This window comes from Dyella sp. Tek66A03, assembly GCF_052567735.1.
On record NZ_CP199584.1, the window covers coordinates 4,633,385 to 4,647,169 of the forward strand.

Annotated in this window: 18 protein-coding genes; 2 read left to right on the plus strand and 16 right to left on the minus strand. The window is 57.2% G+C overall.

Annotated elements, in window-relative coordinates; translation table 11 throughout:
* Positions 1-69: 69 nt before the first annotated feature.
* The 5 genes from ACT01B_RS20485 to ACT01B_RS20505 form a co-directional block, all read right to left on the minus strand.
* Positions 70-450, minus strand: a complete 381-nt coding sequence (locus ACT01B_RS20485; protein ID WP_445145043.1) for a hypothetical protein — start codon at positions 448-450, stop codon at positions 70-72.
* A 585-nt stretch (positions 451-1,035) separates the two neighbouring features.
* Positions 1,036-1,218 (minus strand): hypothetical protein, encoded by a 183-nt coding sequence (locus ACT01B_RS20490; RefSeq protein ID WP_445145044.1) that lies wholly within the window; start codon positions 1,216-1,218, stop codon positions 1,036-1,038.
* A gap of 1,283 nt (positions 1,219-2,501) precedes the next feature.
* A complete protein-coding gene (locus tag ACT01B_RS20495) occupies positions 2,502-2,786 on the minus strand; it encodes an Imm32 family immunity protein (RefSeq protein ID WP_445145045.1) in 285 nt (94 codons plus the stop codon).
* A 715-nt stretch (positions 2,787-3,501) separates the two neighbouring features.
* Positions 3,502-3,825 (minus strand): hypothetical protein, encoded by a 324-nt coding sequence (locus ACT01B_RS20500; protein WP_445145046.1) that lies wholly within the window; start codon positions 3,823-3,825, stop codon positions 3,502-3,504.
* A 113-nt stretch (positions 3,826-3,938) separates the two neighbouring features.
* Positions 3,939-4,295 (minus strand): hypothetical protein, encoded by a 357-nt coding sequence (locus ACT01B_RS20505; RefSeq protein WP_445145047.1) that lies wholly within the window; start codon positions 4,293-4,295, stop codon positions 3,939-3,941.
* Between the two features lie 165 nt (positions 4,296-4,460).
* Between ACT01B_RS20505 and ACT01B_RS20510 the strand changes: the two genes are divergently transcribed.
* Positions 4,461-5,492 (plus strand): IS110 family transposase, encoded by a 1,032-nt coding sequence (locus tag ACT01B_RS20510; protein WP_445145048.1) that lies wholly within the window; start codon positions 4,461-4,463, stop codon positions 5,490-5,492.
* A gap of 369 nt (positions 5,493-5,861) precedes the next feature.
* Here the strand turns inward: ACT01B_RS20510 and ACT01B_RS20515 are convergent, their stop codons facing one another.
* The 10 genes from ACT01B_RS20515 to ACT01B_RS20560 all read right to left on the minus strand — a co-directional run bounded on the left by ACT01B_RS20515 (position 5,862) and on the right by ACT01B_RS20560 (position 12,148).
* A complete protein-coding gene (locus ACT01B_RS20515) occupies positions 5,862-6,659 on the minus strand; it encodes a hypothetical protein (protein ID WP_445145049.1) in 798 nt (265 codons plus the stop codon).
* A 113-nt stretch (positions 6,660-6,772) separates the two neighbouring features.
* Positions 6,773-7,492 (minus strand): hypothetical protein, encoded by a 720-nt coding sequence (locus ACT01B_RS20520; protein ID WP_445145050.1) that lies wholly within the window; start codon positions 7,490-7,492, stop codon positions 6,773-6,775.
* Positions 7,493-7,545: 53 nt separating this feature from the next.
* Positions 7,546-7,932: a hypothetical protein gene (locus ACT01B_RS20525; RefSeq protein WP_445145051.1), complete on the minus strand. Its 387-nt coding sequence runs from the start codon at positions 7,930-7,932 to the stop codon at positions 7,546-7,548.
* A gap of 96 nt (positions 7,933-8,028) precedes the next feature.
* Complete coding sequence (locus tag ACT01B_RS20530) at positions 8,029-9,294, minus strand: IS110 family transposase (protein ID WP_445145052.1); 1,266 nt, start codon at positions 9,292-9,294, stop codon at positions 8,029-8,031.
* Between the two features lie 319 nt (positions 9,295-9,613).
* Positions 9,614-10,213, minus strand: a complete 600-nt coding sequence (locus ACT01B_RS20535) for a hypothetical protein (RefSeq protein ID WP_445145053.1) — start codon at positions 10,211-10,213, stop codon at positions 9,614-9,616.
* Positions 10,214-10,223: 10 nt separating this feature from the next.
* The gene (locus tag ACT01B_RS20540) at positions 10,224-10,613 is read right to left on the minus strand and encodes an ankyrin repeat domain-containing protein (RefSeq protein WP_445145054.1); all 390 of its coding nucleotides are present in this window, start codon (positions 10,611-10,613) and stop codon (positions 10,224-10,226) included.
* Positions 10,614-10,660: 47 nt separating this feature from the next.
* Positions 10,661-10,993, minus strand: a complete 333-nt coding sequence (locus ACT01B_RS20545) for a hypothetical protein (RefSeq protein ID WP_445145055.1) — start codon at positions 10,991-10,993, stop codon at positions 10,661-10,663.
* Positions 10,994-11,045: 52 nt separating this feature from the next.
* Complete coding sequence (locus ACT01B_RS20550) at positions 11,046-11,357, minus strand: hypothetical protein (protein ID WP_445145056.1); 312 nt, start codon at positions 11,355-11,357, stop codon at positions 11,046-11,048.
* An 85-nt stretch (positions 11,358-11,442) separates the two neighbouring features.
* Positions 11,443-11,715, minus strand: a complete 273-nt coding sequence (locus ACT01B_RS20555; RefSeq protein ID WP_445145057.1) for a hypothetical protein — start codon at positions 11,713-11,715, stop codon at positions 11,443-11,445.
* Positions 11,716-11,800: 85 nt separating this feature from the next.
* Complete coding sequence (locus ACT01B_RS20560; protein WP_445145058.1) at positions 11,801-12,148, minus strand: hypothetical protein; 348 nt, start codon at positions 12,146-12,148, stop codon at positions 11,801-11,803.
* 454 nt (positions 12,149-12,602) lie between these two features.
* Here ACT01B_RS20560 and ACT01B_RS20565 point away from each other — a divergent pair, with 454 nt between their 5' ends.
* Complete coding sequence (locus ACT01B_RS20565; RefSeq protein WP_445145059.1) at positions 12,603-13,340, plus strand: hypothetical protein; 738 nt, start codon at positions 12,603-12,605, stop codon at positions 13,338-13,340.
* A 104-nt stretch (positions 13,341-13,444) separates the two neighbouring features.
* On the opposite strand, the gene ACT01B_RS20570 is transcribed toward ACT01B_RS20565, so the two are convergent.
* Positions 13,445-13,675, minus strand: a complete 231-nt coding sequence (locus tag ACT01B_RS20570; RefSeq protein WP_445145060.1) for a hypothetical protein — start codon at positions 13,673-13,675, stop codon at positions 13,445-13,447.
* Positions 13,676-13,785: the final 110 nt, after the last annotated feature.

Genomic DNA, 13,785 nt, shown 5'->3' on the forward strand with positions numbered 1-13,785 from the left:
CGGGACGGAATACCTATACCGGGTCGGAAGCAGACCTTAGGGCTGTGCTCTATCCGTTCACACAAATGTTCACGAGGGCTGAGGCCGCCAAAGGAGCATTTTTTTCTCGTTGTATTTCCTTGCGTAACGCAAGGCTCTGGTATTTAGCGCGCTTTCCTCGGGTGAGCAGGGAGTATCGGTTCCTTCGACAATCCGTAGACCATAGCCTGAAGTATCTGGATTTGTAGCCAAGCCCGGCACCATCAGGCCCACGCCACTATGGATGCCCAGTAAGCGGTGATCTCCTTTGTTGCTGTCGCTAGCCGCGTCGTTTTCCGCACTTTCCAGTTTCAACGCCCGTATCGCCACTAGATCACTGGTCGACTTACAACCAACGGCATCGACCTTCTGAGTACACGCCGTCGTGGATAGAACTATCACGCCCGCTAGGACGGCGATTCCAGCTTTCATGATAGTTCCCCCCTTACCGTTGGCGAGCTCGCAATAGCGGGCGTGTTAGTAAGAACCAAAGGAGAATCCCAGCCAGAACCCCCTCCGCGCCGCAAACCAAACCACAAAAAAGCGCTCGACCAGGTGTAAGAATGCCCTGTAAATAACTCACATAAGAAAACGCCACAAATGTTGGAAATCCAACAACTATCAAACACAAAGCGATATTTCCGAATGGCGTTCTGCCCGCCCAGATCATGAACTTGGAAGTCACTACGCGCTTCAGCATGCCCATCTTCTTTACCTTACTGGCTCCAGAGTCACAGACACGGGCCTTTCGTCCACTTCAGTGTAGCGTCCGCTACCGGTCGATTGTGTTGAAAAAGTCCGACCAAGAAAATTTGGGCGGAAATTTTCGATCGCGATGCCCACGACAGTTCGTTTCTAGGCAAATGCGCGGATCAAACTGGTCAGAAAGCGATCGTCGTGGCCAATTTCTCGAGCTTCGTAAGCCCCGAAATTTTGGAGGCGACTTTTTCAACACAATCGGTCGGAAGCAGACCTTTCGACGTTGCGCTGTAGCCGAGAGCCGCAAACTCTCAGCAGCTACATCAGTGGCAACTTCTCAAGACGCATATAGAACAACATCACTATGCCAAGGGCGGCGTACGCAGCCAAGAAGGCCGCTAGCGCGACCGCAAAGCCCCAATTTGGATAAATGACGGCTGCACACATAATCACGCTCGCCAACACCGCCAATGCTGCCAGCGAGTTTTGTTCTGCAAGCAAGCGCGACTGCTTTCCGCAGTCACCGCAACGATATGGCCACTTCCGAGTGGCGAAGACGAGACGAACTGCACTCGCGCGAACCCCACAGTGGGGACAAATGTTCATATCGAAGCGCCCCCGATCATGCCCTCTCTCCCTGTCCTTACTTTGGCCAAATTTACCAGATCGGAAACGTCCGTTCCGGGTCGGTAGCGGACCTCCTGCCTGTGTCAAACCAGCCAAACCTGTCACGGGCCCCAATAGTCGAACTTGAATACGGTTCCGCGTGTAATTTCGAACGAAATACCGTTCGACCCTTCAATGGTCGGGTCTACCTCTCCGCAGTCAATCGCATGAGAGCCGGGTGCTATCGGTGTCGCCTCCCCAAGCTTGTGAGGCCAGACCTTACCGTCGATTCTGATCGGAAAGCAGGCGCCTCCACTACTACTCATCACCGCAAGGTATGTCTTCCCGTCCGAAGACTGCTCAACAGAGCCTCTCAGTGGGCGATCTGAGCAAGATGCGACCAACACGGCACCTATCGCCACAAAAATCGGAACCCGCATTGCTACGCTCTCCTTTCTTGGTGAACTGTCGGCTACGGGTCGGAAGTGGATACTCGTGCCCAATGGCTACTGTGAGAGATGAGAAAATTCCAAGGCAAGTCGTACGAAAAACGGCACGGCAAGCGCAACGCAAACAGCGACCCATAAACGTGTTCGCCTGGGAACGAAGGCCAGAATCAAAAACATCGCCGAGCCGTCATAAGCGGAGGACATGATTGACCTGTGGTGCGCGCTCCAAAACCATGCAACCAACAGGTAAGCAACTGCGAGGCACACGATGCCCAGCCGCGACCGCCAACTCAGGTTCCATTCCCGCGCCATCCCCATGCCACCCCCGAACGAACGCAAAGCAAGTATCCCAAGGTCCGCTGCGGGTCGTAGGCGGACCTTTACTTCAATTCTTTTTCCGATTCCCACGCTGCCAAGGCAGACATGAGCTCCGCTATCTGCATATGCCCGTATTCGGGCGATTTGTAGCGAATGTCTGCGTCAGATAGGAAGTGCCAGGCGATCTCTGGCATGTTGGTTCCAAGCCCGTTTGAACCTTGGACGTGCAAAGCTAGCAGTAGAGAGCCTCTCTGCAAATGTGCCAGCTCATCTTCGTTGCCCGGCCTTCGCCCAGCTAGTTCTCGAAGCACTTCTCTGAGCTGTTCGGCCGTTTGAGGTCTCACATCCATGGTTTCACCGTAACGTTGAGCGTCCGCTGCGGGTCGTAAGCGGTCATTACCGGCATGCCAACTATCTGACCTTAGCCACGATCAGGTCCGGACCATCGCCCAGGATCGGGAGCCTATCGCTCAGATGCACGTGGTCAAAACCTTCGGCCTCCATCTCGACTGCTACCTCGGCAAGCATTTTCGCAATGGCCCTAAGCTCGGCTGGGTTGGCCAAGATGCTCGCTTCGGAAAGCTTCATTGGCCCCTGCCGCGTGTCATTCCCTTCTTCGTAACCAAACAGCTTCATGCGGACCTCGGCTTTGTGATCTTCGTATTCATAGAACTGTCGGCTTTGGGTTGCGGACACTTGGCAATCCGCCGAATGCACATACACCTGACTATTTCGGGCACCTGGACAGCGCATCTGCAACCTTCCTCAGCAAGCGCGCATTCTGTCCATGGCCCTCAGCCCACAGTTGTACGAAGATCTTCTTCTGGACCGGCCCAATTGGCGAATCCGTGTCCCCGTAGGAAAGTCCGTAAAGCCTCTCAACCCCATAGCCAATGGGCTTTCCATTGATGCCCATTTGCAACGGACCGTCCGATTCTGCAAGTAGTTGCAGGTCCTCTGGTAGCCGTCCTTCGCGTCCGCCACGCCCCATGCTTGCAGGCAAGTTCGGGTTATGGCTGATCATGTAGTCGACGGCACCACCTTGACCAACGAACTGGCCCTCGGCCGCGTCAATTCCGACGTGAACAACATACGTCACTCCGGGAATTGGCCTCATGCAAATGGGAAAATACTTACTAATGGGTGCCGGCTCCGCAGCAGACGCAACCCAACTCACCGTAGCGGCAATAAAAGCCAGAATTGGCCCCAGAAGTTGCCTTGTAACGACAGATGCCATTGCCCCCCCCCTAGCGTCCATGTTGCCCAGCTCTATCATTGTGACACCGGCCATACCAAGGTCGGCTTTGGGTCGGAAACGGACCTTACGCCACCATCCTTTGACCCACAATTTACAGTGCTGGTGCTTACTACCCAAAGCCTAAGGCAGATGCTTTCCAGCTTCTTCTAAGAACTAGTGGGCGCGGCTTTTCGCGATCTCCGGGAAGGTCAAATAGAGGAAATAGACTCCCCCGGCAACACTGAGCGCATAAAGAACCCGGATCGCGATGATGTCCCTACGGACCTTGGGTCCATGCGCCGGTTTAGGAAGCCGCGGATCAAAGAGCATTCCTAGAACGCGAAGATGCGCACCGAAATCCCACCAATGCAACTTTCCATCGAAAGTTCGAAAGTAGCTCGGATCGACACGTCTAAGATTCTTCGCAACGCGCCACATCATCAGAGCACTACCAATTGTGAGTAGTGCGAAGACATCTAGCATGGTGTCATCCGACATTCTGACTCCCTCATTTGCTTAGGATGTAGCAGGAGCAATTTCTTTCGAGGAACGTCCGCGGCGGGTCGTGAGCGGACTTTGCCGTTGATCCTCGAACCTACGGCTAAGCCTACTCAACCTGGCGCGTGGAAATACTCCTCGTACCGCCTGACGGAGGCAGAAGCGGGCAACCCAACGGAACCGGCCCCAGCCACTTCAAGCCCAACGATTTGATCATCGACCGCCCAAACGATGATGTCGATGGTCTGACCGTTCCAAGTGCCACAGGCTTCAGCGACTTTTGTACCTGCCGCTGCGTCACCGTCTGGACCGAACCACACCGTCGCGCATCCACACTTGCAAGATGCTGTCACTTTGAGTTGTCCGACCGAGGCCATCATCTCTGGTGACACGGCCCGGACGGCGCCGACCTGTACGGTGCGCTCCACCACCGAAGCCTCTTCCAGCGAGATTGATCGAATCATTGGCATGGGATCGGGTCGTCGTATCGCGCAAGTTATCGGGTGGTCAAAGGTGGCGGCGCTTAGGTCCGTTTTGGGTCGGAAGCAATGGGATGGACTCCTCCCCGCCCTCGGCATCTAAGAGTGCCAGACTGGAATTGCGAAACAACCAGTCACAGCGAGGAGGAGTCCGCCATGAAGCTTACGCGCATTGGGGTCGATGTGGCCAAGCAGGTCTTCCAGGTCCACGGTGTTGATCGACATGAGACGGCTATTTGGCGTCGCCGTTTGTCACGGGAGCGGTGGTTACAGGCGGTGAGCGAGGCCGCCGAGGCAGGTTGTGAGATCGGCATCGAAGCCTGCGGTGGTGCACACCATTGGGCGCGGCAATTGCAGGCGCGTGGTTATCGGGTGAAGTTGATCGCGCCGCAGTTTGTGAAGCCGTACGTGAAGAGTAACAAGAACGATGCCAACGATGCCGAGGCAATCTGCGAGGCGATGAGCCGCCCGAGCATGCGCTTCGTGGCAGTCAAGACTGTCCAGCAACAAGACATCCAGGCAGTGCATCGCGTGCGCTCGGGACTGGTCGAACAACGGACGGCCAAAGGCAATCAAATACGTGGCCTGGTCGCCGAATATGGGCTGGTTGCACCGAAGGAGTTGTCCTCGCTTCGCCGCGCGATTCCCTGCTGGTTGGAAGATGCCGACAACGGCTTGAGCGGGTGCTTCCGACAGTTGCTCGAGGGCCTATGGCGCGACCTGCGCACCGCTGATGACCGCATTGGCGAACTGGATCGCACGATCGCCGACCTAGCGCAAGCCGATCCGGATGCACAACGACTCCAACAACTTCGTGGTGTGGGACCCATGGTCGCCACAGCACTGATCGCTGCGGTCGGCGACGCCAAACAGTTCGCCAACGGTCGGCAGATGGCCGCCTCGCTAGGACTAACCCCGCGGCAACACAGCTCGGGTGGCAAGGATCGTTTGCTGGGTATCAGCAAACGTGGCGACGCCTACGTGCGCGGGCTCCTGATACATGGCGCGCGATCGGCGTTACGAACGGCACCCACCAAGGATGATCGACTAAGCCAATGGGTCACGCGATTGGCTCAACGGGCTCACCCCAACGTGGCCTGCGTGGCACTAGCCAACAAAACAGCGCGCCTGGCCTGGGCCTTGCTGCGTCATGGCACCCACTATCAACCGGCGCTGGCGGCCGCCTGAGCGAGTAGACGTCTGAAACAACCCTATCCACGATTGCTAAGCCACCCGCACGATGGCGAACCGGTCGAACCGGCGCCGGCAAAACCCTGAAAGGTCCAAGTGCTTGCAAGCACGAGAAAGCGATTGGGAGCCGGCGCGCGACTAGCCCATCATGGCCAAGCACCGCAAAGCGGTGCGGCAGTTAGAGGCCGGATATACGTGTGCAGTCGACACGGACGCCAGAGCACGGGAGGCTTTGCAAAGGGGAGGAGTCCATATACGGACCTTGGCGCTCCGCGCTAGATGTCTCGGCCACCATAGAAAAACGCACCCCTAACCACCTCTTCGTCCGTCGCTTTCGGAAACGAAACGACATCCGGTCATCGCATCCTATCGGATGGATTCAAGCGCTCGCCGCCAGACTGGCTCGCTAGGAAACGGAATCCGAATCGAAACGCTCATCTTCCTTCCGCCAATGGCCACTGCGCTCTTCTGAGGTATTCCATGCACGAAGGCGTTCAACTGCGGAAGCATTGCTCCGTCCAGGAAGATCGAGTAGTCCTTGCCTCGTCGGATCGTCCGCGAAGAATCCAGCCCTGGCCAGTTCTTTGGCCACGGAATGGACGAGCCTGGCGCGTAGTTGTTGTCCCAGATCATGACTTCGGCATAAGGAGGCGACCATTTTTCGCTGCCAGGAAAGTCTAGGGAACAAAGGGACGCGTTCAAATCCAGCACCGCCTGCGGAGGTGGGGTGACATTCCTGCCCCTCGGAGATGGGTTCGACGGCGCGCAATCCAGGCCATCAACCTCAGTGGCGACGGAACCTTTGGCATCGTGGAGATAGAACTCGGCCACCGGCTGATCGGTAAAGCCGCGCATGTCGTAGTGCTGCTTCAGCTCCGGGCTCCGAAACACCCTGCCGGCCTGTTGCCTGACATCTTCCAGCTCTTGGGCAGTCAGCCGCTTAAAGCGATAACCCGGATCCTTCCCATCCTTGCCAACGAAGATCGCGTCTCCGTTCTCATAGATGGCCACCCGAGGCGAATCCGCGCCCAACACCATGGACCAAGGGTCGAACTCCACGACGACCAGGAGTGGCTCCGGTCCCTCGAAAGGATTGAAGTCGGCGGCAGGACAAAGCCTCGTAAAGCAGAGGCCAATGATCAGGCAAATTGAACGCTTTGACACGATAGCCCCTGTTAATGCGTGACGTCGGCATACTCTGAAATATCGGGCGGGTTTCAAATGGCAACTAACGCTTTATCAGGTTCGTCCGGTTTGGGTTGAATGCCCCATTCGCCTCAATCAGGCCTGGGGGCGCTGAGCTCACCAGTCGCGATCGGGCTGTCCATCTTGATGGTAATCGCAGCCAGGTCACACGGTCCCCACGCAAGGCCACCGCCACCAAGGTTGATTCCTCCATAGAGCCTCACCTGCCATGCGGAGAGGCGAGCTTCGCGAACGACGCTAAAGCCTCTGTAGACCAGCGCTCCGCCGGCAAACTCCCTGACGACTGGGGTGGCCTCGGGACCAACATTCTTAAATAGCTGATCGAATGCGGCATTTCCCTGGTCACTGATCGTCGTTCCCTTCGCTAGGTACTCATTACCGAGCAGCACGCCAAACTCATGGAAAAGCAGCCCCCGAGCAACCCACGCGGAGTACTCGGACAGCACGTCGCCACGGAACGTCGTCGCGTGCATGGACGAGGAGACGTGAGCAAGGCTTTCGAAGCCGTCCTCAATCTCGCGCTGCAAGCGAGCATTCGCGGTGAGGCGGCGCGCCACGTCAGACTCAACCATCCGCGAAGCGGCGTTGTGGTTCCCGGCCAACGGCAGGGTTGCGGTCAGGTAACCTTCGAGAAGGGACTTCTTGGCGTTGCATCGCGAGCACGAAGGCACCTGGGGAAGGTTTTCGCGGAGATCCACGGGGAAGAACGTCCGAGCCAAGACATGGTCCCCCGTCTCCGACGGCGAAGTGCAGTACACGCAAGGCTTACCTTTGAAGCGCTTTCCGGCCACGCGACTTTCTCCCAGGGAAGACCTATATCGGGTCGGAAGCGGACATCCCCCGCCTAACCCTCGCCCTGCTGAGCTGCCTCGAAACCGGAGATTTGGGGCGAGAGCACCGTTTTCGCTCGCCGCATAAAGAACAGGCCAACTATCAACAGAAAGGTGCTGAATTCAACGCGGCCCATAGGTTCGACAATCTCACCGCCTCGCAGCAGCACTGCGAGCCAAAGGGAGGCGCCTGCGACTATACAAATCGCGGCCCATATTCGAACGATCAGATGCGCCCAAGGCTTCCTCTGGAAGACGGTCCAGACAACTGTTGCCTGGATACCAATTGGCAAAAGGGCAAGCCACTCGCCAGACGCTAACGTCAGCGCATTACGAGCCAACAAGATACCGACAGTGACATACAGTGCTGGAACGTAATATTTGTCATATCGCGCAAGCATTTCCTTCCCCCTTAGCCTTTCGTACCCAGCGTCCTGGCACGATGTCATTCAATCGTGCCCCTCGCCAATGTCTGCTTCATGCCCTGAGCCGTTCCGTCAACTATCTGACGAAGCCAGGCCAGCGAGCAAGGGCGAGCCGCGACGTTGCAGGGCCATAAGGTAGCGCGACTCATCGTAGGGCGTGTGGGACTGCCAACAGCGGTGCAGGATGCGGATCCACTTGAAGGCTAGCGCCCGTACGGCCACCTGGTGCGGGCTGCCCTTAGCGCGCTGTTGGCGATAGAAGGCGCCGGCCCAGAAGGACTTGTTGATGGTCTGCGCGGCCCATTCGACGAAGGTCTGGCGAACGAAGGTCGGACACTGCCAACGCCAGTGCACCCAGCTTTTCTTGCCGCTGCGCTCCGTCACCGGTGCCACGCCGGAATAGCGCTGCAGTTGCGCGGCGGTGGCGAAGCGTTCGCGTTGGTCGCCGAAGGCGGTCAGCAGGCGCGGGGTCAAGATCGGTCCACTGCCCGGCAAGGCCTCGAAGAGCGCGTAGTCGGGAAGCGTGGGAGCGAGCACAGCGATCTCTTCGTCGAACCGTTCGATCGCCCGCAGGATCACCTGCAACTGCTCGACCAGGGCCTCGGCCAGCAGTTGATGCGTGGTGATCACGGCCGGATCCTCGGTCAACGGCATGGATGACCGGATCGCCTGCACGCGCTCGGCAATGACCGTGGCAAAGCGGACGTTGTGGGCATGGAAGAATGCTTCAAGCGTGGCCTTGCGCGCCCGCTTAGCCTGCTTGAGCATGGGCCAACGTCGCAAGAAGTCAAAGAACACCACCGTATCGTGCTGCTCAAACCAGTCCAGCAGTTGGGGGTAATACTGCTTGAGTGTGTTGCCCAAGCGATTGACCAAGCGCTTCTTGTCGTCGACCAGCAATCGTCGCTGCTCGACGAGGAAACTCAAGGTGCGCATCTCCACACTTTGGGGTTTGAGCGGCGTAACTCGGTCGGGATAGCGTTGCATCAGCTCCAATGTCAGCTGTGCATCGGTCGGATCGTCCTTCGCCCGGCTGGGTTTGAACGCTCTGCGATACATGGCCAGCAGGCTGGCATCGATCGAAAACAGCACGATGAAATCGTACTTCTGCAGTGCATACACCACGGGCCCTTTGGCCAGTTCGAGCGCGATGGCAATGCGCCCACCGAAGCGCTGATGCAATCCACGCGCCCACGCGTCGATGGCGTCGGGCTGATGCGCGAACGTGCCGAACTCATACGCGTCGCTGCCGGCCGGCTGCAAGCAAACGTCGTGCTTCGCATCCGCCCAATCCAAGCCAATGAACGCCGTGAAATCGTCATCCCGATGTGTGCGCATACGTCACCTCGTGGCGTGATCACGATACGAGACCTGCGTGCTTAAGCTCGGCGAAGCCAATATAGAGAGCCGATCACTCGGCGAGCCCTGAGTATTCGTTAAAGAGCTCAAGCGCACCGGCCGGCTCGAAACCAAAGCGGCGAACATCGGATGTTTGGGTCGGAATATTCGTAGCCGACCGGTGCAAGTCCCGCCCTCGCTGCCAGCTACCTGGCAACCGTGACATGGTCACTGAGAACGGGACGGAATACCTATACCGGGTCGGAAGCGGACGTTTCGCTCTATCTGGAACGCAGCGCTTCACCATCCTTGCTAGAGATCATTTCTCGCCAAAGCAAATCCATCGACCTTGTCGCCAACTATGCAAGCCAGCCCTGGCGCTGCGTCGATCAAAGGACCTGAGGTTGATGCGAAAAGCCCAGTAGAGCTTCCAGTTCAATCGCCATCGGTATCCCAAAAGCTTACTTTTATTCCCGAACTGTATGAGCCACTGGGTTTCGTTGTAGTAGCCAGAAGTATCAGGGAAGGCTGATTTGCCCCGAATGAGTACGACGCGAGTCACATCAGCCCAAGGGATAAACCCCACGTCGCTTCGAGTCGTGTAGGCGATCCCTCGTCGAGATATCTCGATTCGGTCGACGCTAACCGGGTCGTAGAAGACCATGCCCAAGTAGACGACAAGTCCTACGATGACAACTCCTGCAATGACCTCAACAACCGTGGTCGTCAGCTTCTCGTATTCCGGCCACGCCTTCCCAATGATTAGCAGCGCCGCTACCAAGAGTCCGAGGGCAATCCCCGGGATATCTCGCTTGGTAATTTCGGTGGCCTGACTACGTCGTCGGTTTCCCACGCATCCCCCGGATTCGATTCTCGGTAACACCAACTTGGACGTCCGCGTCGGGTCGGGAGCGGACATCCCATGTTTTCTAGTTACTGTTGGCACTCGGTGTGAAGTTCGGACCGAAAATTCCGTCCCACTCCCCCTCCCAGCAACAGTCATAGGACCTCTTTCCTTCAATGTCCTTGATATTCGGATCTGCGCTGTGCGCTAACAGCAGCCTCGCGATCTCAAACTTGCCCATTCGGATCGCATGGTGCAAAGCCGTCTCACCCCTTTCGCGCTGGACATTACAGTCCGCCCCGGCTTCAAGCAGCAACCTGACAGCGTTTACGTTACCCCAAGTTATTGGCGCGAAAAGCGGGGTGCTGCCAAAGATACCTATGGAGTTGACTGATGGCCGCTCCTGATAGTCGGCAAACTCCACGATGCCCCACACCACATCTAGAACATCGTCGACGGTCTGAAATTCACGCATCCGTATCACTCTGATTGCGATGTACGCTTGGGATCGCAAGCTGACAGTCAGCCACCTTGATTGGCCACCTGATCGGAAACCACCTCCCCCACGTAGGCCAGCAGCGGAGCAACCTCCGTCAAAGTTAGTGCGACAGGCAGCGCCCCGGGCTTTAGGACGCTGAGAACAAAATCGAGATCGTCATTTAGATCGCCCACCCCCAACGCGGCGGGTTGCTCATCCATCGCGCGAGACTCCCCAGGAAGGACGGACCAATACAGAGGATGATCGATTGCGACCTCGCTGATACCGCGAGTGACCATGACGTGATCAAAGAGCGCTTCAACTGCTCGCCGCAGCTCCGCCAGATCAATGGTCCTAGCCTGCTTATCGGTCCCCATACACCCCTCTCTGCCATTCCCTGAATAGGTCCGCTCCGGGTCGGAAACGGACCTAATTACATGGATCCAGTAGCTCCAACAGCTTGGCAAATGACGGGGCCACGAGCCACGCATCCTTTGCCCCCATGCCGATGAAGGGCATGCGCACAATCGAGCCGATTGGAGACAGGGCAATTAGCTCCCCACAACCATTCGTCGCGAACATGAAGTAACCAGGAGCGTACTCCGGCACCTCGTATTCCAGGTTGTAGCGCAGTACTACCGCTTCCTCGTAGAACTCGCAGTCCAGTTCTTGGCTTGGAATATTTCGGGCGAGTGGCGCCCCGGAACGGTAGTAATTCAGAACATCGTTGGGTATCTGCATACCGCGTCCTTTTCCCATGCCCAACACGAAGCCGTCGCTCTAGGTCCGCTGTGGCTCGCAAGCGGACCTTACTGAGAACGATCGACTAACCAGCGGCGCTCGTCGCTTGGACAAAGAGCTCTTCGAGTTCGTGCATCCGCCCGTCGACCGGCCCAAAGGTCAGGTCGGACTTTGACACGCCAAGCGTCGGCCCATAGGCATTCCAAAGCGATCCCTGGATTGCCAAGTCCCGCCATCTGCGCACGTTTTCGATCGCAATGGCTGCGTTGTTGTAGCGGATGTCTCCTGACACGATGGCTCCTTCAAGCTCTGAGACCACTTCGCCCGCCAACGCTATGAATTGATCGGTCTTGTCCATTGTCGTAATCCAGTTACTTTGTTCAAGACGAAGAGCTAGTCGTCCCTAAGGTCCGTTGTGGGTCGCAAGCGGACCTTTCAAGAATCTATGGTGATTGCACTTTAACGTCTCGCGCCGAGCGAATGCAGACCATCTGCATTTCACCCTGCTTGGCCTTGGCAACAGGGCAAACTTCCAAGTCGGCGACGGCAGACCGATCAAAGGCGACAACCCCTTTGATGTTCGCGGGGGCGTCTTCGTGCTCCGCTGGAACTACCCCGAGCAGCCTTTTGGAACCTATAGGCCAAATCCGCATTGACGGCGTTCCGTTGTAAAGCGAAACGCGCCCGCGCAGGGTGAAGCATTTTCCACCGCTGACGGGCGCTTCTTCGCATGCCAATGCGGCACTGGCCACAGAGCCCAAAGCGAGCGCCAAGCAAATGTTGCCGGCCATCTTCGATAGCCTTGAAATTACCATCCCAAAGACTCCCCCCGAATCTCAAGATAAGGTCCGTTCCGGGTCGGAGGCAGACATTCCCAGCTTGCCGATGGATGGATCTAGCCGCAAGGTCCGATATCGGGTGGATACTGGATCGCTCAATCGCAAGAGATTTCGCTGATCTACTGCCTTCGCGCTCAAAAGCACTCGATCAAATGGTGAACACCGGCGGCACATCGACTTATGCTCGATGCCGCACCTAAGTTTGAGCAATCCTCGATGCCAGGCGATCTCTTGGTGAATTTTTCTTCACCAAATTGGTTGGTGGCGGCACTTCACAACGGATTGCCTTCGCTCGATCATGCCCATGCAGATCGGTTATCAAGTAATCAGGGAATGTCCGCTTGTTGACTGCCGAATCCGCTTGCAGATTCGGCCTTCGTTTCAATGACGGGGGAGGATATTGCACATGGATCGATTCGTTCGGCATGCTCGACTGAATTGGCTCGTGGTCTGCGCGATCACGGCATATCAACCGGCAGCTAGCGCCGCCGAGAATTCCTCTGGCACCTGTGTACCCATATTGGCTCGCCTTCTCCCTGGCGAATATCACTATTGCGTTGCGGTTCGTGATTGGCAACACGGACGCGACCGCCGCGGACTTGAAGAGGCCGAGTATTCCGCCGAGTGGGGCGAAAAGCGCGCGCAGTTCGAACTAGGTGTCGACCACTTCAATGGTCGTCGCGGCGTCAAGGCGGATCACCCGCTGGGACTGGCCTGGCTGACCCTTGCTTCCGAACGCAATGATCCTCATTACGTCTCCATCCTCGCTTCAGCCCGCGCCCAAGCAACGCCGGAGGATCAGGAGCAAGCGGCGGCTTTGGTGGCGAAGATGCGGGAACGCTACAGTGATGCCTACGCGGTGGACCGTGCAGAACGACATTATCGGACTGAGTTGTGGGCCATACGTGATCAGGTCTGGAGTGTGCTCCTGCTCAACCCAGTCGACCCTTGGTCCGACCGTATCGCTGTTCAAATCGACGGATTGGGCGCTGTTCAACCCATGATCGCGCTAAGAAGACTGCAGAGTGTCGGCGAAACTTACTTTCAAGGGTGGGGTGGTCATGTGACCGTGGAGCCACTAGTTCCAGTGACGAACCCGTCCGGGTCCTCCTCTTCGGCGCAGCCCTCAGCAGCGCATCACTAACGGACAAGTTCCTCCAAAGTGATCGCGATGCCCGGTCGCAATGTCTGCTCCGCGCCGAGAGCGGGCCCTACCGCCAGGAGGTCGAGCTGTCCGACTCGTCAGATTTAGACTGCGACCGCGGTGGCAATAGCACGCGCCATACCTGCCGCGATACTTTCACTCGACTCGACATCAGTCTCGCCGACATGCAGGGGCCACTTCCGGCTATGCCATGGAAGTAGATAGACCTCCCATGGGCCAATCCAGCCTTCCGCCCCAGGCAGATCGATCCGGACGCTGCGAATTTTGACCAAACAGTCACGGATGGCGATCTCGTGAAGAGCATCGATCTTCATCTGTCTCTCCACCTAGGCCCAGCCATCTTACGTCCGCTTTGGGTCGCAAGCGGACCTTTTTGTCCTATCAAAATTCAACAAAGCAATCAGTTTTCAGCGTCACCCGAGAG